16 protein-coding genes are annotated in these 22422 nt (G+C 59.0%); 7 read left to right on the top strand and 9 right to left on the bottom strand.

All coding sequences use genetic code 11. The annotated features are described in order from the left end of the window. Nucleotides 1-7: 7 nt before the first annotated feature. Nucleotides 8-1222 (top strand): DNA recombination protein RmuC, encoded by a 1215-nt coding sequence (gene rmuC / locus RBT76_11465; GenBank protein MDX9858402.1) that lies wholly within the window; start codon nt 8-10, stop codon nt 1220-1222. Between the two features lie 21 nt (nt 1223-1243). Here rmuC and RBT76_11460 read toward each other — a convergent pair whose 3' ends face one another. The 4 genes from RBT76_11460 to RBT76_11445 all read right to left on the bottom strand — a co-directional run bounded on the left by RBT76_11460 (nt 1244) and on the right by RBT76_11445 (nt 9387). Continuing rightward, nucleotides 1244-2824: a hypothetical protein gene (locus tag RBT76_11460; protein ID MDX9858401.1), complete on the bottom strand. Its 1581-nt coding sequence runs from the start codon at nt 2822-2824 to the stop codon at nt 1244-1246. 126 nt (nt 2825-2950) lie between these two features. Further along, nucleotides 2951-3940 carry a PorV/PorQ family protein gene (locus tag RBT76_11455; protein ID MDX9858400.1) on the bottom strand — a complete coding sequence of 330 codons (990 nt, stop codon included), beginning with the start codon at nt 3938-3940 and terminating at the stop codon, nt 2951-2953. Between the two features lie 12 nt (nt 3941-3952). Continuing rightward, nucleotides 3953-6694 carry a hypothetical protein gene (locus RBT76_11450; GenBank protein MDX9858399.1) on the bottom strand — a complete coding sequence of 914 codons (2742 nt, stop codon included), beginning with the start codon at nt 6692-6694 and terminating at the stop codon, nt 3953-3955. Nucleotides 6695-6702: 8 nt separating this feature from the next. Next, nucleotides 6703-9387, bottom strand: coding sequence for a TonB-dependent receptor (locus RBT76_11445; protein ID MDX9858398.1), 2685 nt, complete (start codon nt 9385-9387; stop codon nt 6703-6705). A 255-nt stretch (nt 9388-9642) separates the two neighbouring features. Here RBT76_11445 and RBT76_11440 point away from each other — a divergent pair, with 255 nt between their 5' ends. The 5 genes from RBT76_11440 to RBT76_11420 are packed head-to-tail and all read left to right on the top strand — an operon-like array spanning nt 9643 to nt 14728. Beyond that, a complete protein-coding gene (locus RBT76_11440; protein ID MDX9858397.1) occupies nt 9643-10608 on the top strand; it encodes an ABC transporter substrate-binding protein in 966 nt (321 codons plus the stop codon). Next, nucleotides 10605-12272 carry an ATP-binding protein gene (locus RBT76_11435; GenBank protein MDX9858396.1) on the top strand — a complete coding sequence of 556 codons (1668 nt, stop codon included), beginning with the start codon at nt 10605-10607 and terminating at the stop codon, nt 12270-12272. Before RBT76_11440 ends, RBT76_11435 begins: the two co-directional genes overlap by 4 nt. A gap of 26 nt (nt 12273-12298) precedes the next feature. Further along, nucleotides 12299-12667, top strand: coding sequence for a response regulator (locus tag RBT76_11430; protein ID MDX9858395.1), 369 nt, complete (start codon nt 12299-12301; stop codon nt 12665-12667). A 10-nt stretch (nt 12668-12677) separates the two neighbouring features. Beyond that, nucleotides 12678-13049 (top strand): response regulator, encoded by a 372-nt coding sequence (locus RBT76_11425; protein ID MDX9858394.1) that lies wholly within the window; start codon nt 12678-12680, stop codon nt 13047-13049. 2 nt (nt 13050-13051) lie between these two features. Continuing rightward, entirely contained in the window at nt 13052-14728 is a 1677-nt protein-coding gene (locus tag RBT76_11420) for a response regulator (protein ID MDX9858393.1), read from the top strand. A 31-nt stretch (nt 14729-14759) separates the two neighbouring features. On the opposite strand, the gene acpS is transcribed toward RBT76_11420, so the two are convergent. From acpS to RBT76_11405, 3 genes are all read right to left on the bottom strand, one after another. Further along, a complete protein-coding gene (gene acpS / locus RBT76_11415; protein ID MDX9858392.1) occupies nt 14760-15134 on the bottom strand; it encodes a holo-ACP synthase in 375 nt (124 codons plus the stop codon). 367 nt (nt 15135-15501) lie between these two features. After that, complete coding sequence (locus RBT76_11410) at nt 15502-16137, bottom strand: hypothetical protein (GenBank protein ID MDX9858391.1); 636 nt, start codon at nt 16135-16137, stop codon at nt 15502-15504. 45 nt (nt 16138-16182) lie between these two features. Continuing rightward, complete coding sequence (locus tag RBT76_11405; protein ID MDX9858390.1) at nt 16183-18465, bottom strand: vitamin B12-dependent ribonucleotide reductase; 2283 nt, start codon at nt 18463-18465, stop codon at nt 16183-16185. A gap of 159 nt (nt 18466-18624) precedes the next feature. Here RBT76_11405 and RBT76_11400 point away from each other — a divergent pair, with 159 nt between their 5' ends. Then, nucleotides 18625-20049: a C1 family peptidase gene (locus RBT76_11400; GenBank protein ID MDX9858389.1), complete on the top strand. Its 1425-nt coding sequence runs from the start codon at nt 18625-18627 to the stop codon at nt 20047-20049. A 2-nt stretch (nt 20050-20051) separates the two neighbouring features. Here the strand turns inward: RBT76_11400 and RBT76_11395 are convergent, their stop codons facing one another. Then, nucleotides 20052-20981: a polysaccharide deacetylase family protein gene (locus tag RBT76_11395; protein ID MDX9858388.1), complete on the bottom strand. Its 930-nt coding sequence runs from the start codon at nt 20979-20981 to the stop codon at nt 20052-20054. Between the two features lie 2 nt (nt 20982-20983). Next, a complete protein-coding gene (gene pyk, locus RBT76_11390) occupies nt 20984-22393 on the bottom strand; it encodes a pyruvate kinase (GenBank protein ID MDX9858387.1) in 1410 nt (469 codons plus the stop codon). Nucleotides 22394-22422 lie beyond the last annotated feature (29 nt).

The following is a 22422-nucleotide window of genomic DNA, read 5'->3' as shown; positions in this document are numbered from 1 at the left end:
GAGATTCATGGACTGGATAACGGCGCTGGCGGCGGTGGTAATCGGTATTGCGGCGGGGGCGGCGATCATGTGGTTCGCGCGTCGCGGGCAGGCGGCCGAGGCCAAGCGGCTCGCCGATGAGCTGTTCGCGCAAAATGAGGCGCGGCACAAAGCGGAACTGGACGCGGTGCTGGCCAACGTCAGGGCTGACTTCGGCAGCCTGTCGCGGACGGCGCTGTCACAGTCGACCGAGGAATTCCTGAAGCTGGCCAACGAACGGTTCGAGTCGCAGCGGAGCGCGAATTCCCGCGAGCTCGACGGCAAAAAGCAATTGATCGATCAGCAGCTCGAGCAGATCACCAGGGAGCTGGAGAAGGTGTCGGCGGTCGCGAAGGAACTGGAAAAAGACCGGGAGGCGAAGTTCGGTCAGCTGGCGGGACAACTCGAGACGACAGGCAAGCAGACGCAACGTCTCATGCAGACGACGGAGGCGCTTCGGCAGGCGCTGGCGAGCACCAAAGTGCGAGGCCAATGGGGCGAGCGGATGGCCGAAGATGTGCTCCGAATGGCCGGCCTGATCGAGAACTACAACTATCGCAAGCAGAAGTCCATTGAAGGCGCCGGGTCGCGGCCGGATTTCACCTTTCTTCTCCCCGCGAATCTCTGTCTCAATATGGACGTCAAGTTTCCGCTGGATAACTACCTTCGCTATCTCGAAACCGAATCGGAGACAGACAAAGCGCGCTACAAAAGCGATTTCCTTCGCGACGTGAAATCACGCATCAAAGAAGTCACGACCCGGGACTACATCAATCCGCAGCAGAATACCGTCGACTACGTCCTGATGTTCATTCCGAATGAACAGGTGTATGCCTTCATCCACGAGCAGGACCGGGAGATTCTGGACACCGCTCTCAAGAGCAAGGTCGTTATCTGCTCGCCGGTGACCTTGTTTGCGGTGCTGGCGGTGATTCGTCAGGCGGTGGATAATTTCGCCCTGGAGAAGACGTCGAACGAGATCCTGTCGCTGCTGGGGGGGTTCCGGAAGCAGTGGGGCGAGTTTGTCAAGAAGATGGATAGCATGGGCAAGAAGATTGCCGACGCCCAGCGGGAGTACGAGGCACTCACGACCACGCGGCAGCGGGCACTGGAACGGCCCCTGAACAAACTGGACGATCTTCGACAGGACCGCGGGCTCCCTTCGTCGGATGACATGGAGAGTCCTCCCGACCTGCTCGACTAGGAAGCTGCGAAGGTCCGGCGGCTAGAACGGCAGACGGTAATAATCGTTCTCTATCGGAACAACCTCTCCGACAATGTCCCGCTTGAAGCGGATACGGATCGTGCGCGTCGACTCGTCGAGATAGCTCTCGGACGGGGTGATGCCCCAGATATATTTGGCCATCAACTGGTTGGTGCCGTAGTCATACAGACCCGCTTCGTTGCGGTCGAAACGGACAGCGTACCGAAACCCGGCAAACAGCATGTTGCCGAAGTGTTCTTCGAACAGCGACGAGGCCCTGTCGGTGAGACGGTCGTCCTTTCCCCAGAGCAGCGTACCGGCAATACTGTCGTCGGCAGCGATGGTGAATTCGAAGGCCAGCCAGTCACGGTCGTTGGTGACGGTGAAGTCATCGCCGCTCATCACGAGTTTGCTGTTGTCGCCGGCGCCGGGGAGCGCGACCTGTCGACCGGCAAGCGTCTTGTCCAGATACGAGTTGAAGTCGACCATCATCGCCTCCCAGGAGTCGAAGCCGCATCGTTCGGCGAATCGGGCCTGGATGTCGGGCGGCGACATGCTGTTGATCGGGTCGAACTCGCCCGAGAATGCAAGATACAGGTCGATGTATTTTTTCAGGCCGAGGTGGTCGAGCAGATAATACGACAGGACTCCGGAGACCGGGTACGCGATATCCGCCCCGGCATAATTGGCAAACCCCGACATGGTGAGGATGGAATCAAGCGGGACGATTTGTTCGCGCTGGAGGAACACGCCCAGATCGATAAGGGCGGCCGAGTTTTTTCCCCACCGACCGCCGAACCGTACGGCGATACCTTCGCGGAGCAACGGCAGGGTGTACAACGGCAGCGAGTGTAACCGCGCATTCAGCAACAGGTGCGTCAGTTCGTGAAAGTGCGGGAAGACCGACGAGAGGATATCGTTGGTCGGCAGATCGTACATGCCTTTGGTCAGGTGACCGGTCCAGGCTTCAATGGTGCTGTCGGTATCGACATAGAAGTACTCGATCTTTTTCTCGGCAAACTCCGATTTCAGTTCGCTGGACATGCCGAGGGTATCGAGCATGGCGCCGACAAACCGATCGGCCTCGTCGAGGACGCACTGATTGAGATATTTTTGTTTGTCGGGGTGGACGTGGATCCGGAAGTATTTCGACTCGACGACGGGCCAGGTGGGCGTATAGAAGTCCTGGGGATAGGCCAGCCAATAGTAGCCGCCGATATTCCAGCAGTAATAAACGTGTTTGACCACCTGCTGTCCGACCACCTTTTCGAATTCCAGCTGATAGATCTGGTTACCGGAAATCGTCTTGATACGGCTCACCGGGGACAGGGCGATCTCGCGCATACGGTCCATGCTGCGGATGAAGGGTGAGTTGCAGTCGTGTCTGATCGGGATGCCCGTGTATTCGATCCCGAAACGAGCGCCGCGTTCCTGGATGGCTTCAGCCCAGAGCATCGACGCCGACTCGATATTGCCGGAATACAGCAGGTCGAGGTATTCTTCGAGCGTCCTAATGGCCTGAGAGTTGGCGAGCGCCCCGTCGGTGGGGGTGATGCTCAGGATGATCGAAATGACAAGACAGGCGATAACAAATGTGCGCACGAACCGGGCCCTCCATCGGTGCGTTGAACGTCTGACTACTCCGAGAAATGTATCCTATTATACTATGCGTTCGTCACAAAAAAACCCCGAAAGCGGGGTTTTTTTGGGGTATGTGGACGATTCGGGTCAGAAGGTGAATCCGACTGAAAAACGCTGGGCGGACTCCAGCCGTCCGAAATCCTGCCACGAGTAGTCGACGACAAGAGCGGTCTGGCCGCTGACCGGCAGATGTAAACCGCCGCCGAAGGCCAGGGTCTCCTCATCGTAGTTCAACTTGTACCCGCCACGGAGGAAATACTTCTTGTCGTAGCCGAATTCGGCGCCGAGCGCACCCTGTTGTTCGTGATCATTCGGGTGTTTCATCTCAGCGGAAACCGTGAGGACCGACAGCGGCCCGAACTCGAAGTCGTAGGCCATGCCGACGCGGAAGGCGAGCGGCAAATCGTAGCCTGTTGCCTGCAGTTCGGCAAGCACGTCGCCGCCGCTGCCGCCAGGATTGTAGCTGACCTCGAGGTTGGAGCCGGAGAATGTCAGTTCCGGTCCCATATTGGTGATACTCATACCCAGCCTGAGGGAGTTGAAGCCCGTGTAGAGCAGGGTACCGAAATCAACGGCGACGCCGTGAGATTTGACGAAGTCGATTTTTTCGCCGATGTATTTAATCGAGCCGCCGAAGGCGAACTTGGCAGTCAGGTGCCGGGCGTACGAGAGGCCGATGGCGTATGAGGATGCGCCGTAGGTCTGGCCGGTTCCGTCCTGCTGTTCGAATGTGCGTATCTCCTGTTCCTCCATGGAGAGGATCATGGCGGATATACCGAACACGCCGACATCTTCGAAGTTGCGGGCATAGCCGATGTAGTTGAGATCGATATCGAGCAGCCAGTTCACGTTGGTGAAGCTGACGGCGGAGTTTTCGATTTCGACGAGTCCGGCGGGGTTCCAGTACATGGCGTAGATATCGGAACTGACGGCGACGGACGCTTCGGCCATCCCCTGGTACCGGGAACCGACACCGATTTTGAGGAACTGTGCGCCGGCGGTGCCTGCCTTGGAGAATTCGGCCGAGGCGCTCTGCGCCAGGCCCACAACCACCAGCGCGATAAGTAACCGTTTCACCTCAGGCCTCCTTTATTTGACCACCGCGAACCGGCCCATGTGGTCGCCGTACGGAGATTCCACGTGGTAAATGTAAATGCCGGACGCAACCTGCTGCCGATTGGTCGACAGCAGATCCCAGCGCGCCGTGCCGGTACCGTCGGAGTGCTCCAGGGTGTTCACCAGATCGCCGGCCAGCGTGTAGATGCGGATCGTGCATTTGTCGGGTATGTTCTGGAACTCGAGCACCGACTCTCCCTCGTTCGTCTCGACCATCGAGGAATACTGCACGAAGTACGGGTCGGGGACGACCCGGATGCGATGCAGCGAATTGCCTGCGGCGACGGCATCGACGCCGCCGGTGGAGAACACAAACGAGTCGTTCGGGCCGTTGAGCGGCGCGCCCGCGATGGTCAGGACATCGCCGACCGACGGTGCGTAGGCGTCGGTATCGAGATCAATCATCCAGCTATAGAAGAACGGGAACGCTTCGGCGGTGAGATCCTGCATCGGATCGTACGGGTAGTCGACGACCGCCAGCGGTTCGTTCGGCTGCCAGACACCGTCCAAATTCAGGTCATCGACCGCCAGCGAGACGCGCTGAGAGGTCGTCGTGTTCCAGCATTCAAACGGGACGCGATACGTGCCGCCGCCGTACCAGTAGGCGTAGACATCGGGGCATACGCTGGAGTCGGCGGAGTATCGCAACTCGTAGTAATTGCGGAAGGGAGCGTCGCTCCAGTAATAATCCTCGTTGCCGGTCAGGTAGACAACGACCGGCCCGTAGAAAGTGCGGGCGAGCAGAGTCGTATCGCCGGCGGCGAAACCGGTTTGAGCGATAGAGCGCGGGAGTCGGTCGCCGTTGGCCACGAGAACTCTCACGCCTTCGGTAACTTCGAACAGCCCTTCGTCGCCGCCCTGGTGGGTCTGATCGGCCAGCAGGGTATCCCCCGTTGTCGTGTTGATCAGCGACCAGTAGGTGCCGAACGGGTCTTCACTGAAGTTGACGGCGTATTCGGAGTTGGTCAGGGCCGCCTGGTCGAAGACGATCGGATAGACCTGACCCTCGGAGGGCTGGTCGGGGCCCGAGTAGACGTGTTCGACGGTGGATGCGGCGTCGTAGTAGCCGGCGGCGTCATTGCGCGGCGTGACGCGAATGACGTTGCGGGCCTGGCCCGGGGAGCCGAAACCCGACTGCAGGGCATCGACACCGGCGTCGAGGTCTCCCCTGTCATAGGCGGCGAGGCAGTACCAGTACTCAACGCCGTTGTACAGGCCGGTATCGATAAAGGTATGCGGAATCGGATCGCTGGGGGCGGCGACCGAGAAGTCAGCCACAGTTTCGTAGTCGAGTGTCAGGCAGTTGTTGCCGGTGTTGTAGATCTTTTCGCCCCAGGTCAGACCCTGGTCGGAACTGCGATAGAGCTTGTAGCCGGTGAAGTCCTGTTCGCCGGTGAGCGGGTCCTCGCTGGTTTCCGCGACGTTGTCCCAGTGCAGGTAGACGCGGCGGTTGCCCGCGGTGGCACTGAGGCGCGGCGCGGCGGGCGGCTGCGGCCCGACAAAGAAGTTGTCGTACAGGGTCTGGGCGGCGACCGCGTTGGCGCGGAAGTCATCCTCGTCGTCGCCGGCAATCAGGGCGTAGACCACGCGAATGGTTTGGCCGTCGGCGAAGTCAATCCCGCGTGTCGCCTGCACGTAGAACTGGTCGGTGGGCGGCAGGGACGTATAGAAGGTGGTGTCGTTGATGACGGCATAGCGACCGGGATCATCGTCGGGGAGCAGCGCCCAGTCGTTGGTGAAGAAACCGGTCATGCCGATGTCCTGCGGGGTCTCGAGGTACTTGGTCCCCATGATACCGGTTTTGGCCCGCCATCCCGGGTCCCATCCCTGGGCATCGGCGATCCACGCGAGGTTTTCCGTGGAGTCAAAGGCCACGGTGTCTTCGAGTCGTCCGTTTTCACCGGTGCCGTCGAGACCGCCGATATCGAGGTCGACGTACAGCCCGAAGGCGAAGTCGGTGTAGTCCTGACCGGACTTGTTCGTGATTTCGAGTATGACAAACAGGAAATCTTCGTTGTAGCAGTAGTTCCACTGCAGGACGGTGTGGGTCATTTCGATGCCCATCAAGGACGATCCGAGTGCCGCGTCGTTGAACCGATAGTGGGAGTCCTGCAGGGAGACGGGGCCTCCCTCGACCAGCGTATCGTTGGTCGGGTCATAGTTCAGCGCATAGACCCACTGGCTGAGCGAGTCATTCCAGACCCTCCATCCATAGGCCGGATTGCCGAGCTCCGCGCCGATGTCGTCGGCCGGGTCATAGTCATAGTAGCGGGTCGTATCGGAAGAGAGCAGAATCTTGTACGGGTTGTCCGCGAGACTCAGTTCCGGTAAGCCCTGGAAGTCTTCGTACGTGTCGGCGACCACGGTATCGCCGGAGGCAGTGACGGCGCCCATCCAGTAGAGGATTTCGGCGAGATAGTAATGTCCGGAGTTGCGCGGATATTCGCCGCCGGGTAAGCCGAGCGCCTCGGAGCCGGAGATGTACCCGAAGTTGTAGAGCGTGGTCGCCACGTTACCTTGATTGTGAATGATGCGGTCGACCGTAATGGGCGACGGCGTGCGGACGGGCGATCCGGGCGGCGGGGTGAGCGGATCGTTGGGTCCCGGAGCATCGGGATGCCTGGCCAGAACCGGCAGGCTCACGAAGAGCGAGAACGCCACCGCGACGAACACGGTCCGAACGGCTATCCGAGAGAGGTTTGCGTACATGTTCATAGTTCAGCCTAGAAGTTGAATTCCGTCCCGATTCTGATGGTCCGAGGCAGGGAGAAGTTCAACGGGTTGTGATCGTACAACCGATCCAGAGCGGCGAGTTGCTCGCTGTCCAGCGCCAGACCGCCCTGCGGCGTATAGCTGTCGTAGTCCGGTCGGCCGGTCGACGAGTAGACGTTGAGGACGTTTCGCCGGTTGAACAGGTTGTCCACCTCTATAAAGAGCGTCAGGAAGTTATCACCCTTCCCGATATAGAAATCTTTGTTGAGGCGCATATCGACACGGTAGTTGGCAGGCAGGCGGCTGTCGTTGCGCTCGTTGAGCCGATTGCCGTTGGCATCGGTCTTGGTGTACGGCAGGCCGGATCCATAATAGCCGACCATGTTCACGCCCCACGCGTCGGGGACACTCACGCCGAGGAGTTTCGATTTGTACCGACGAGGTACGCGGAAGTCGACCACGGCAGTGACGGTGTGGCGCTGGTCGAAGTCGAGGGCGTATTCCTTGAGCGGCGGCAACGTATCGCGCGTGTCGGTGATATAGGTGTAGTACGGCTCGAGCGCGTCGGATCCGATGCCGGTCGCGATCATGTAACCGTAGGAGACGGAACCGGACACCAGGTTTTCACCGGGCAGGTATTCGAGCGCGACATCGAGTCCCTTCACCGATCCATAATCCTCGTTTTCAAACTTGGTGACGGTCAGGTTGTCGAGCGCCTGCAGCTCGCGCGTCGTCACGAGATTCTGGATATCCTTGAAGTAAGCGGTAATATCGACGCGCAGGTCCTCGCCGATCAGGTGGTCCAGACCGAGCTCGTAGGAGATAGTCTCTTCGGGTTCCAGTTCCGGATTACCCAGAAGCGGCAGGCCGGACGAGATATCCCCCTGCAGGTTGGTGTACAGGTATGTGAACCGCGGCGACTGGTAATAGACACCGTAGTTGAAGTGCATGACCGACTTCTCGGAGATCGGGAAACTGACGCCGATACGGGGCGACCAGCGGGATTTCGAGGACGCCTTGACCCACTTCGCGACCGTGTCTTCGGGGGTCGAATTGTACGAGATGTCGGAATTGTTATAATCGAAGCGCACGCCGAGGTTCACCACGAAGTCTCGGTATTCGATTTTGTCCTGAACGAAGAACGACGCATAGGTCGGTTTACTGGCGTAGGTTTCCCCATAGGGGTTGACATTATAGAACTGTTTGAAATCCCAGAAGACGTCGTATCGCCGGTACTCGAGTCCCGCCTTGACCTGGTGAACCTTGTCGAGCTGGCTGACCACATTGAAACTGGCCGAGTTGTATTTGGTCTCGCGATAGCGATAGGTCGGGTCAAACCGGTCGCCCATCGCAAACCCGACCAGTTCGTACGGGTTGGACGTGCTCATGCTGTTGCTGTAGTTGTCGGTATGGACCGTTCCGTTGTAATCGCCAAGCGAGTCCTCTGAGTATCCCGGCCAGTCACGCCAGTGTACTCCCATCAAATGCTGCGGGGCGGAATACGTCCGCGTCATGAAGTGATTGAAGTGCGCGGAGAAGATGACGTTTTCGGACCAGGAGTACGTGCCGGAGAGTCCGGCCAAATACGCCTTCTTTTCAAACAGCGGAAGTCCGTCGAGATTGAAATCAAACGACACGCCGTTGACGTCGCGGTGATCATACACGGCGCCGTCGGACTCATAGTATGTCACGGTCGATTTGAGCTTGAGTCTGTTGGTCGGTCGGACGGCAAGCTTGGCGATTCCGGTGTAGCCGGTAGCCCAGTTGTGCGGCAGCGAGCCGGTCTGGCGCAGATACTCACCGGCGCCGAAGAAGCTGTAGCGCCGGGGATCGAGACCGGGAATCGGGCCGGAGAGGTCGAAGGCGAGCGCCCGATCACCGCGGTTGTCCAGCGTGCCCCAGTCCGCTTCATTTAAAAGATAGGGATGGGTGAATTCTTCGTAGGTGCGGAATGATCCGTGGTACTGCTGGGTACCCTCTCGGGTAACGGCGCTGACCACGCCCGACAAGGCGTCGCCATACTCGGCGGTGAAGCCACCCGAGGTGAGCGACAGTTCTTCGAGAGCGCTGGGCATGATACGGATGCCGGTGTTGAGCACGAACGGGTCTTCAACCGAGAAGCCGTCATAGTAATACGTCACCTGCCCGGAGCGGCCGCCGCGTACATGCAGCTGGTTAGCGCCGTCGATAACGACGCCGGGATAATTGTTCAGCACCGCCTGAACGCTGATGATGTTGGGCAGGTTACGGAGGCGGTCGGCGGTAAAGATGACTTTTGATTCGGTCAGGTCCCGCTTAATGATGGGTTCTCCGGCCATCACCACGACTTCCTGGTTGAGCTGGATGGCCATCTGGACCAGATCAAAGTCAACCGGAGTGGTCAGGTCAAGCAGGACCCGAACGCCCTTCTTTGCGATCGCCTCGAATCCGACGTGACTGACGGACACGTCGTACTTGCCGACCGGGACGCCGATGATGAAGTACTCACCATCTTCGTCGGTCGTGGTGATCAGGTTAGTGCTTTCGACGCGGACGGTTGCGCCGATCAGCGGGTCACCGCTATCAGCGTCGTTCACCACGCCCGATATCTTGCCGGTAACGCCGGCGAATCCGGAAACGGCCAGTATAGACAGCCAAGTCGTGACCCCGATGAGAACACGTGCCGTACAGCGAAATGCCCCAGCTCTGTGTTTCATGAACAACTCAATTTTTCTCGTGAAAGCTTTCACGCGACGTTCCCTTACTACCGTACTTGTCGCGAATATCCACTTACCCGTGTTATCGGTCCGGTCCACGTTTTCTTGACGGGTTAAAGGCGGCAAATTGGGCACGGCCGGCCGGGGGAGATCAAGATTTGGAGGTGATTCCCGATACATTGTGAAAGAATTGCATGGGACAGGTACGGCCAGCGGGACCATTCGGTAACGGGCTGACTCCCAGCAGGATATCATGTGAGGCATCGTACCGGCAGTATGAAACCCGCGCTGCGACAGGTGCTCTGCGGTTTCGGTCTTCTGTTATTCGGCTTCGCGTCAGATGCCGCAGCGGAGACGATCGCGATCGTTACGAGCGACAATCTCACTTCGACACGGCGGACGATCAGCGGCGCCCGCCGGGTCATTGCCGATGCCCACGCCGAGGCCGCGTTCGTTGAATTCGTGGTCACCGATGCCGGCCACGACAGCATGCTGGCCGACTCGATACGGTCGATCAATCCCGATCTCATTCTTACCGTCGGCTCGCTCGCCACGGATTTCGCCAAGGACAATTTCTCCAAGACCCCGATCGTTTTCTCGGCCGTGCTGTATCCGGCCATATCGGGATTCGTGGAGACGCTGTCTTCACCGGGGCGCAACATCACCGGCGCCTCACTGAATATTTCGGCGCAGACCCAGTTCATGTATTTCCGCGAGTTGATGCCGAATCTCAAGCGGGTCGGCGTGCTCTATACCGACAGCACGGCGTCGCTGATCGCGCCGTCGAAGGTTCTGGCCGAGCAGGAAGGGCTGCAACTCGTGCCGATCAAAATCACCGACGAGAAAGAGCTGCCTCGGGCGCTGGATTCGCTGGTGCGCACGGTTGACGGAATCTGGTCGGTGGCGGATCCGCGTTTGTTCACGCCGCAGGCGACGAAGTTTATTTTGATGCGGACGCTGAAATCGGGGATACCGCTGATGGGGTTTTCGCGTCACGTGGTGGCGTCGGGCGCCCTGTTCGCCCTTGATTTCGATTACAAAGCGATCGGCCGCCAGGCCGGCGAGATCGTGAATCGCGTGCTCGACGGCGCGGAGCCGGGCCGGATACAAGTCACGGCGCCGGACGTGATCTGGTTTCACTACAACGAGAAGACCGCCAATTTACTGAATATCACGGTGCCCGATCGACTCGCGGCAGTGGCCAAGGAGGTTTATCGATGAGCTTCCTGGGCCGCATATTCAAGCTGTCGCTTCGCACGAAGTTCGTGCTGCCGGTTGCCGCGATGCTGGTGTTCAGCATGGTTGTGGTCTCGGGCTACCTGATCAAGCGTCACTCGAGCAGTTTCGTCAAGGAACTGGAATCCAACGGCGCAACGCTGCTGAAGATGCTGTCGATCAACGCCGAGAGCGGCGTGTTGTTCGAGTCGACGTACGAACTCGACGATTTGCTGCGCGTGCTCGCCCGTTTCGACGGAATCGACTATTGCGTAATTACGAACGCAGACGGCGTGATCCTGTCGCAGACGGGGACGCGGTACGTCGACTCGACGACCGGTACGTTTGCGGACCGTCGCGACTTCCACGACGCCGGCGACTACCGCCGCTACTTCACGACCAACGACGGGCACGAGATCATGGTGGTTATTGCGCCGGTGTGGTCCCAAACGCAGCAAATCAACCGGGAATCGCTGGGGATGACGGGCGGCATGGACCCGTCGAACGGCGGTCAGCAGTCGAAACGCGAGATCGGGACAATCGAACTGGGCCTGTCGCTGGAGTCGGTGAATCGCGAAATGACGCGCGCGCAGACGATCGCGATTCTGCTCACGGTGCTGGTGGTGCTGGCCACGATCGTGCTGCTGGCGTTTATCATCAGCGCCATCACCAAGCCCGTGACCGAACTGGTGTCCGTGACGGACCAGGTGAGCCGGGGGGATCTGAGCCGTCGCGTGGAGATCAACCAGCACGATGAGATCGGCCATCTGGCCTCCACGTTCAACAAGATGATCGAATCCCTGCGGCAATCGCGGAACGAGATCGAGGAATACAATCGGAACCTGGAACAGAAGATCGTGGAGCGGACGCGCCAGCTGGAGGAAGCCCAGGCGCAGCTGATCCAGTCGGAAAAGATGAGCGCGATCGGACAGCTTGCGGCCGGCGTCGCCCACGAATTGAACAACCCGCTCGGCGGGATACTCGGATATGCGCAGTTTACGCTGGAGAAGCTGCAGAAAAACGTGCCGGAGAAAACGACCTCCAAGGAGATCGAGAGTTACCTTCGGTACGTACGGGATATCGAGGTACAGGCGCGTCGCTGCAAGGCGATCGTGCAGAACCTGCTGCGTTTTTCGCGTTCGTCGCGGACGGAGGACTTCGAGGAGATCGACGTCAACCGGACCGTCGAAGAGACGATATCGTTTGTGGAGCACCAGTTGCGGCTGAGCAAGATCGATCTCAGGACAACGCTGGCGAAGAATTTGCCGATGATTCGCGGCAATACGGGCCAGTTGCAGCAGGTATTCACCAACCTGTTGATCAACGCCATGCACGCGTCGGCGCCGGGCAGTTGTATCGAAATCTACTCCCGGTACAGCCCGGCGCTGGGAGAGTTCGGCGGCGCGGTCGAACTGGTATTTACCGACCACGGCTGCGGGATAGCCCAGGAGAATATCAAAAAGGTTTTTGAGCCGTTCTTTACGACCAAAGAAGTGGGGAAAGGCACGGGCCTTGGATTATCGGTCAGCTACGGCATAATCCGCTCCCACGGCGGAGAAATCAACGTTTCGGAAACCCCGAACGGAGGGGCCACGTTTACTATTGTCTTGCCGCTTCAGAAACATCCCAGCCTGTCCGATACTGATACAGTAGTGCACAAGAACAAATAACCGAATGACAGGCGGTCGGCTGCGTCATGACGCCATCACATGTCCCATCGATACTCATCGTTGACGACGAGGAAATCATCCGCGACTTCCTTTCGGAAGTGCTCGAGGATTACGACCTGACGCTGGCCAGCGACGGCGACGAAGCGATCACGCACATGAAGGACAAAGCCTACGATGTGGTGATCACGGACCTCCGGATGCCCAAAGTGCCGGGCGAGGAAGTTGTCAAAGCGGCGCGGGAGCTTCGGCCCGACGCGCGGGTGATTATCATATCGGGATATTCGAGCCTGTATACGGTGAGTCAGTCGGTCAATCACGGGGCGTTTGCATTTCTGTCGAAGCCGTTCAGTATCAAGGAACTGCTGCAGACGGTGGATCTGGCACTTGCGGGGTGAGGGAACAATCATGGAGCGCATACTGATTATCGACGATTGCCGGGTGATGCGGGATCTGTTGTCGGAGTTTCTACAGGAAGAAGGATTCGAAGTGTTTTCGACCGAGGATCCGGAGGAAGCGGTCGAAGAGCTGGATCGTCGGACGTATTCGCTGTGCATCTGCGACATGCACCTGACCTATATCGACGGCATGACGGTGGTACAGCAACTGGAGGCGCGTTACCCTGACCTGCGATTCATCATAACGGATTCGCTGCCGGATCAGAAGGCGGTGGAACGGATCGAGGCGTCCGAGTACGCGTACATACACAAGCCGTTCGAACTCGATCAGATTCGGCAGTTGATACAGCATTGCCTGCAGCCGACCCGGCAAACGCAGTAACAATGAACGACGTAAACGCGACTCGATACAGAGTACTGGTGGTTGACGACGAGGATGTTGTCGTCTCGCTGGTACGCGACGCGCTCGAGGACGAGGGCGTCGACGTCGAGGGTGCGCTCAGCGGGCCCGATGCGCTTGCCCGTATCGAACACCATTCCTGCGATCTGATTATCACCGACATCCGTATGCCCGGCATGGACGGGATCGAGCTGGTATCGCGCGTCCGGGAAAGATACCCTGACGTCGCGGTCATTTTCATGACCGGCTACGCGAATCTGAACTCGGCGAAGGACGCCATCAAGCAGGGCGCGTCGGACTACATCATGAAGCCGTTCGAGCTCAATGAGATCAGGCAAGCCGTGCGAAAGGCGCTGGATTCGGTTCGACAGGCCGCGGAACTGAGTCAGACCGCCAAGCTCAATCATCTGTCCGATCTCAACCAGGTGCTTTTTACGGCGAACGACCGAAGCTCCCTGATCACGTCGTCGCTGCAGTTTGCCATGCTGCATCAGAAGGCGCCGTACGGGTCGATCGTGGTGCTCGACGGCGACGGCGGAAGTAGTTCGGTGATTACGGTTGCCGGAGACGGCATCGGCAGTATCGAATTGCCGGGAGAGACGGCCATGGGGTTGGCCGGTGCCATCGAGCGGTCGCGGTTCGAGCGTCCGGCGGTAATCGGTTCGCTGTACGACCTTTCGCTCTTCCAGGGAAGCCGTCGCGAAGACCTTGCTGAGGCGATCCGTCCGCAGTGGCTGACGCCCGGCGTGTCGGCGGTGGCGGTGCCGGTGCGGCGGGCGGGGGACGTGTCCGCGCTGATGCTTCTGGGATTTCCGGGTGACACCGTCACCATCCGCGAGGCGGACCTGACGTTTCTGAGCATCACCGCCACGCAGCTCGCCATGAGTCTCGAGAACCTGTCGCTGCTCGACGAGACACGCCAGGCATACCGTCGGCTCAAGGAGCTGCAGGACGAGACGATCGAGCTGGAGAAGATGGCGACCCGCGGGCAGCTGTCGGCGGAAATCGGTCACGAATTGAACAACTTCCTCGGCGTGGTGGCCGGCAATCTTTCCCTACTGGAGTTCAACGTCAAAAAGCAGAAGTTCGACGACGTCGAACGATACATATCGACTATGTGCGAGACGATCGAGAAGATGAAACGGTTCACCGGCAATCTCATGGACCTGCGGATCGGTTCGTCGACGAGAGAGATCCTGCTGTTCGATCAGACGATTCAGGAAGTGATCGATTACCTTCGTCCCCAAAAGCGATTTCGCGATGTGTCGATTTTCGTGACGCAAATCGACGAGCATGTACCGTTCGAGGCGGACTCGACCCAGATACTTCAGCTGTTGTATAACCTGTTCAACAACGCCGCCGACGCGACGTTAGGCTGCGAGCGGCGCGAGATCACGGTACGCCTCGAGAAGAAAGACGACTCGCGCCGGTTTCGGTTTGCCATCAGCGACACGGGCGTCGGTTTCCCCGAAGACATCCTTCGCAAAGCCTTCAACGAGAAGTTCACCACGAAAAAGACCGGTCACGGATTCGGGCTGGTTGTTTGTCGACGTATTGTCGACCAGCATGGCGGGACCGTGCACGTGCACAGCCAGACGGGACAGGGGGCGACGATCGTGATCGAGTTTCCGATGGCGGTAGTCGAGACGGTTCCCGCGTAGGCGGCCTTCTGCACACGTCTTCCCCGCGGGTTCACTCGCGGTCCGCAAACACGGCAACAGCAGCGGCGACAGAGCGATCGTGACTGATCGACACGTGGCAGGCGAGCGACGACAACCGTGCGGCGACATCGGGATGGAATTTAAACACCGGTCGACCGCCGGGCTCATGAATGATCTGGATTGCGGAGTACGGCGGACGTCTCTCCAGGAAATCGGCCATCGCTTTTATCGCGGCTTCCTTGGCGGCGAATCGTCCGGCGAGAAACTGGGGCTTGTCCCGTCGTGTCACAAACAAAGCGCGTTCGTCGTCGCCGAGCACGCGGTTGACGAAGCGCTCGCCGTAGCGTTCGATCGCACGGGCAATCCGCTCTGTCTCAATTATGTCGAGTCCGATCGCACGAATCATGGTGTGAGCACCGCGTTAGAATGTGTTTAAGAAAGTATCAATTTTGTCCGCGGATGGCAACGATCGAAAAAAAAGTGTTGCGAAGTCGCGTTTGTCGCCGTACCTAGTGCATAGTTGAGGAGAGTTGGAAGTCATTTGAAATTCTCTTACAACTTACCAAATGATGGTTGTCTCTTCACCGCCGCGTCGACGCCGTGACCTGCCGGGTTCGGCAGCAGCGAAGACTATATGCGAGAAGTGGCTGTAAAAACCCATTACCGTACAGATCTGGTGAGTTTTTCAAATTACGACCCGCTCTCCCAAAATCACAAACCCGTCGCGGATGCGACGGGTTTTCTTATTCGTGGTCTATCTGCCTCGGTCGCTCTCAGTCCGCGGTGACCGCTCCCTTGATCAGTCGCTCGTAGTCGATCGACAAGTCCGATGGATCGACGACGATGAAGAAACACTCGGTACCGATCGAGGCGAAGTAGAGCCGGGAGCGTTCGATTTCGTAAACTCCCTGCTCGCGCAGTCCGCCCGGTCCGGGCATCCGCGCGAACAGGTTCATGAGATCGGCGAGGTTTTTGAAGATCAGGGCAAACGTCTTCTGAAAGTCCTCGGCCGGCTGGCTCTCCATCAGAGCGCCGTCGTTGTCCACCCGGAACACTCGTTCCACGTCGGGAATCGCCAGGAGCCGGTCATAGGCAGTCATCCGTCGTTCCGACTCGGGCGTGCGCGGGGCGAGTTTCATGGCGGCGACGTAGGAGTCTTTCTGGATGATCCCGAGGATTTCGTCGTGCTGCTGGCGCATTTCCTGTTCGATTGCGCGCTGTTCCTCAAAGGTGCCGACAGCTCTGTCGAGGGCGCGTTCCACCTTGTGGAGCACGCGTCCCTGGAACGAAAGGGTGGTAGTCACCCTCGGAGAGGGACGGGTGGCGTATTCGGTCTGCACCTGGACATCGACGTCTCCGCGCTTGACCAGAGAGGTTCGCCCAACCGGGATGTAGCTGCTGGCTGCCATATTCTTGCTCAGGGCACGCGCCCTAGTTCAGATATATCGGCAGAATCAGCAGCTCGAATAACCGCAGAAGGAGCAGAGGTAGCAGCCGGAGTCGAGGGTCATCGGCGATGCGCATTCAGGGCAGATTTCCGCAGGTTGATCCTGACGTGTGGCGGGGTCCTGCAGATGCCCGAAATGCCGCTGAAGGACTTGCGCGATGGCATCGGGAATCGACGAAACCTTTGAGCCGGAAGCAAATACAGGGCTGGATCCGCCGATTCCGAGAAGCTGCCGGATTACCTGATCCACCGGAACGTGGGATCGCAACGCCAGAGAAATAAGGCGACAGATCGCTTCGGTATCCGCCATCGTGGTATAGCCGGACTTGCCGATGTGGGCAAAGACTTCAAACGGTCGGCCATCCCGGGTATTCACCGTGACATACAGATTGCCGTAGCCGGTCTTGATCTTCTCGGTGAATCCGGGCAAAACGGTGGGACGCTGTTCAACCGGTTTATCGGAAGTCGGAGCGGGCGCGGCCGCCCTTTGTCCTTCTGAGAGAGCCGGCGACGCAGCTGCCGGCCTGGAAGAAAGTACCTGATTGGGGCGGGAGTTGTCGCGGTAAATGGTGACGCCTTTGCAGCCGAGATCGTACGCGGCATGAAAAGCGGTCGCAACATCGTCGCGGGAAGCTGATTCCGGCAGGTTAATGGTCTTGGATACCGACGAATCGCAGAAGGTCTGGAAGGCGGCCTGCATGCGGATGTGTTCCAGCGGCGAGATGTCGGCAGCCGTCAGAAAGAGCGCCCGGATAGGTTCCGGGATCTGGTCGAGATGCCCAATCGAGCGGACCGAAATAACTTTTTCAACCAACTCATCGGAATACACGCCGGCGTCGCGCGCGGCCGCCTCGAAAAGCGGGTTGACTTCGGTCATGCGCGTTCCATCCAGCACGTTCCGCTCGAATGCGATAGCGTAGAACGGCTCAATCCCGGAGGAGCAGCCGGCGATAATGGAGATAGTCCCGGTCGGGGCGATAGTCGTGACGGTGGCGTTACGCATGGCCACGCCCTGTTCCCGGTAGACCGTACCGTTCCAGTTGGGCAGTTTTCCGCGCGTCTTGGCAAGGGTCGAGGAGTGATTGGTCGCCTCGGTGTGTATGAACTCCATTACTTTCCCGGCCAGCGCAAAGGCTCCGTCACTGTTGTACGGCAGGCGAAGCTTCACGAGCATGTCAGCCCAGCCCATGACGCCGAGGCCGATCCGCCGGTTCAGTTTGGTCTGAGCCTCGATTGCCGGGATGGGGTATCTGTTCTGGTCGATCACGTTATCCAGGAAATGGACGCCCAGCCGCACGGTCTCGCCGAGGCGATCCCAGTCGATGCCGTCGGTCGGCGAGCTGATGGCGTACGAGTCCGGCAGGGGGTCTCTGACAAACAGCCCGAGATTGATCGACCCCAGATTGCATGAGTCGTACGGCGGCAGCGGTTGCTCACCGCAGGGATTGGTGGCCTCTATGGTTTCGGAGGGGCGGGTGGGATTGAGGCGATTTATGCGGTCGAGAAATATCACGCCCGGCTCCCCTGTCCGCCAGGCGTGATCAATAATCCGATCGAAAACCTCCCGGGCATCGAGTGACACCTCCTGACCGTCGTTGATATAGGTCTTCCCGGTGCGAGGGTCGATGAGCGGATAGGACAATCCTTTGTCGACGGCTTCCATGAACCGATCGGTGACGGCCACCGAGATATTGAAGTTGGTAATTTCGCTGGTGTTGTCCTTGCAGGATATAAATTCAAGGATGTCGGGGTGGTCGATACGGAGAATGCCCATGTTGGCGCCACGGCGGGTGCCACCCTGTTTGACGGCCTCGGTGGAGGCGTTAAAAACTTTCATAAACGAGACCGGACCGGACGCAACGCCGGAGGTCGACGCGACGACCGAGTTTCGGGGGCGGAGGCGGGAGAAGGCGAAGCCTGTTCCGCCGCCCGATTTGTGAATAAGAGCGGCGTTTTTGTTGGCCTCGAATATTTCCTCCATCGAGTCACCCACGGGCAGAACAAAACAGGCCGAGAGCTGGCCGAGGGGCCGACCGGCGTTCATGAGGGTAGGCGAGTTGGGCATAAACTCGCGGCGGGCCATCATGCCGAAGAAAATCTCCGCGGTACGGGCCACCCCGGCATCGTCGGCCCCGTAGGTGCGGTCGGCCTCGGCAATAAAGTTAGCCACCCGGCGAAAGAGCTCGGCCGGCGTCTCGATCACCCGTCCCTGCCGGTCTTTCATGAGATAGCGCCGCGCGAGCACGGTCAGGGCGTTGTCGCTCAACTGAATATGTGTCTTGTCCGTCATCGGTATTCTCTCTAGTCGGATTGTGACCCCATTAGCATTATAACGTCGGGCGGCGCGTTTCGGCCATCACATTCGCGATCGGATTGCCGCGGCATTGTTCGTCGGGCCGAGACATACTATATTGGCGAGCATAATTGTCGTCATCGGAAGGAGCATCTCATGATTACACGGTGCGTGATTGTCCTCTCTCTGGCAGTGATGTTGTCGGCCCTCCCCTCTTCTCCGGCGGCGCAGCCGGGGGCGGTCAGCCCGGAGTTACTGGAACGGTATGAGGCGCAGGCGGCCCAGGATACGGACCTTCGAAACCGGATCAACGCCGTTACCAACAACGACATAAAAAACCTCGCTCTCAACCGCGGCTTGCTCGCCAATAACGACGGGCTGTTCAACGTGCAGGTGAAGGGCACGGGTATCATCGATCAGCATTCGACCGGCCGGTGCTGGATGTTTGCCGGAGCGAACGTTGTCACGCCGAAAGTCATGACGGCACTCAAAATGTCGGACTTCCAATTGTCGCAGGCATATCTCGCGTTTTATGACAAGCTGGAAAAGGCCAACTGTTTTCTGGAATCCATGATCGCCATGCGCAAACAGCCTATCGACGATCGGTCGGTGCAGATGTACCTGCAGGAACCGCTCGGTGACGGCGGCTGGTGGCACTATTTCACCGGACTGGTGCAGAAGTACGGAATCGTACCGGCCTCGGTGATGCCGGAGACGAAGCAGTCTTCGTCGACCGGGATGATTAACCGCCTTGCAACAACACTGCTTCGCAAGGGCGCGGCTGAGATACGCCGGATGTCCGGGGAGGGACAAAGTGAAGCGCAGATACGGCAGCGCAAGGAAGCCATGCTGGCGGACGTGTACGATTTGCTGGTGTACGGTTACGGGCAGCCGCCGAACGAGTTTACGTTTCGCTGGGAGGAGGGCGAAGACTCGGCCAAGGTGATTATGGAGCGGTCTTTCACGCCGCAGACGTTTCTGAAGGCGTTTTTCGGCGACTCGATTCCGGAGTACGTGGCAATCGCCAACAATCCCGCCGAGAAGATGAACCAGTTGTACGAGCTGGAGGGAAGTCGCAATATCCAGGAAGCGAAAGATATGCGGGCGCTGAACCTGCCGATCGAACGGCTCAAGCATTATGCGATCAAGTCGCTGCTCGACAGCCAGCTGGTGTGGTTCGCCTGCGATGTCGGGCAGGATAATTACAACGACTCGGGCATCTTTGCGATCGACATTTATGATTTCAACACGGCGCTGGGCAAAGACTTCGACATCACCAAAGCGGATCGTATCCGGTACATGGACATGTCCCCCAATCACGCGATGGTGCTGACCGCGGTTGATACGTCGGCCGGAGGCGAGCCGAGAAAGTGGCGGGTGGAGAATTCCTGGGGGAGCGATCGCGGGGCCAAGGGATACTGGACAATGTACGACGGGTGGTTCGACGAGTGGGTGCTGCTGGTAGTAATAGACAAGCGATTGCTCGAGCCCGAGGACCTGGCGTTACTGGAACAGACTCCGGTCCGGATCAAGGACTGGCAGCCGTTCTTTCTGGCGCTTCGGAATCTGCAGCTTGAATAGCATCATTCGGCCGGGATGAGATCGGGGTCGGACATGTACAGCATGTCCAGATAGCCGACGCCGCGGCCGCCGAAATACGCCTCGGGCATGTCGTACACCTCGTCACGGAGGGCCTGGTCGAGCGTGACAAACGAGTAGCCGAGGTCCTCGATCGCCGTCAGCATTTCGTCGAGATAGATCGCGTTAAGGCGATTGAGGCGAAGCAGGAGGATCTGGGGTACCGGCCGGTTGACCAGATCGATAGCGACCAGCTGGCAGCGCTCGATTTCGTCGAGCACGTGATTGACATATTCGTTGAGCAGGGCGTCGTACTCGGCCGAATCCGGGACCTTACCCAGTTTCTCCAGCGTCAGGTTATACAGGAAGTCTTCGGGCACCACGGTGGCGTGGGCAATCACGCAGCTGAGATGTTCGAGGTACAACGAAACCTGTTTTTTGGTTTCGGAGTCGGTGCCGTAGTGCAGGAACGGGTAACGGAAGTACCGTTTTTTCTGACCGAATCCGCGGAGCATTTCCTCGAGCGCGTCGTGACCGAGGCCGACGTCGTTGATGAAGTTTTCGATGCCGAGTTCGTGGAGATCCTGGTGCGAGTAGGTCATGCTTCCGAGAATGTGTCCGCGGTTGAGCCATTCGCCGAGCAGATCGAAATCGTCGCCGATCGTCTCCCCCACCACAAAGCCGGCTGCTCTGACGTCATGGCGGTCGAGGGTTTCGAGTACCAGGTACGACAGGGCATTTCGGTCCGCCTCTTCGAATGTTCTCGCGGCGGGGAGTTCGTCGAACGTGATGCAGATTTGTTTTTTCTCGCCGCGTTTGGCCGGTTGCGTCTGCTGCTGGGCGAAAGTCGGGGTACTCAGCATGCCAGCGAGCATGAAAAGACACAGCAGCGGCAGAATAACGCGGGCCGGCGGGTAGACGTGACGGGACGTCATGGCTATTTCACCTCGTGAATGAACAAAAGGTTGGTTTGAACGCGTGATCCGAACGGCGCGCCACCGGTCACGAAAACGGCGGCGCCTCGGCGCGCGAGCCGGTGTTCCCGGCAAATTCGATTGACGGTATCGGTGAGATCGTTGAAGGATCCGGGGTGCTCGCCTTTGACGGCGTACACGCCTCGGTACAACGAGAGGCTTCGCATCACTTTTCGGTCGTCGGTGACGGCAATGATCGGCTGAGGAGGCATGAGGTTGGCGATCAATTGCGCCGTGAATCCGGTGGACGTAAAGGCGAAGATTGCGCTGGCTTCCAATCTTTCGTTGGCGTGGAGCACCGCCGTGGCTACGGCCTGGGGAATCGGCGCATCGAGATCGAGCCGGGCGGTGAAGGGCGATCCGGACGACATATCGAATTCCGCGGCGGTGATGATATCGGACATGGTTCGGACGGCCTCGACCGGATATCTGCCGGTAGCGGTTTCGGCGGACAGCATAACGGCATCGGCCCGGTCGAATACGGCCGTGGCGACATCGTTGACTTCCGCGCGGGTGGGTCGGGGCGAGAACCGCATCGATTCGAGCATCTGGGTTGCGACGATCACCGGTTTATGGTAGACGATCGACAACGCGATAATCTTTTTTTGGAGTCTGGGCACGGCCTCCGGAGGCATCTCGACGCCCAGGTCGCCGCGAGCGATCATGACACCATCCGAGGCCTCCATGATGGCGTCGAGATTGTCAATCGCCTCGCGTTTTTCGAGTTTGGCGAAGATCTTCTGACGGCCGCCGAGTTTCCTGATGATTGCGCGCGCCTCGCGGACGTCGTCGGCAGATCGGACGAATGACAAGGCGATGTAGTCGGCGTCGAGGCGCACGGCGGTTTTGATGTCTTCCCGGTCTTTGTCGGACAACGTCGGGACATCGATGGCGGTCGATGGGAGGTTAACGCCCTTGCCCGGCAGGATGGTGCCGGGGTTGAGCGCCCGAAGCGTGACGCCGTGGCGATCGACCGCCACAACATCGAACAGAAGGTTCCCGTCGTCGATCAGGACCCTCTCCCCCTTGCGTACCGACGACAGGACTCCGGGTTGGCTCATGGCGACGATACCTTTGGAGGGATCGGACCGGGTGTGAGAGAGGGTGATACGCATCCCTTTGGTTACGGTGATCTTGCCGTCGAAACGATCCAGCCGCAGTTTTGGGCCGGCGATATCAAAGAGAAGACCGACCGGGTAACGGGACCGGGCGGCGCCTTCGGTTATGATTCGGGCGGCGGCGAGAAAGTCCTGGGAGCTGCCATGGGAGCAGTTGATGCGAAAGGCGTTGGCGCCGGCCTGGACGAGGCGGGCGATTTTGGAAAGCGAGGCGGTTGCGGGGCCGTAGGTGATGAGTATCTTGGTGCGTTTCATACCGGGAAGAAGCCGGCGGGGGGCGTGAA

Source organism: Candidatus Zixiibacteriota bacterium, assembly GCA_034003725.1.
In the GTDB taxonomy this organism is placed as follows: Bacteria; Zixibacteria; MSB-5A5; order GN15; family FEB-12; genus WJMS01.
Note: the sequence above shows the minus strand (reverse complement) of the source record. Positions and strands in the feature narration are given on the sequence as shown.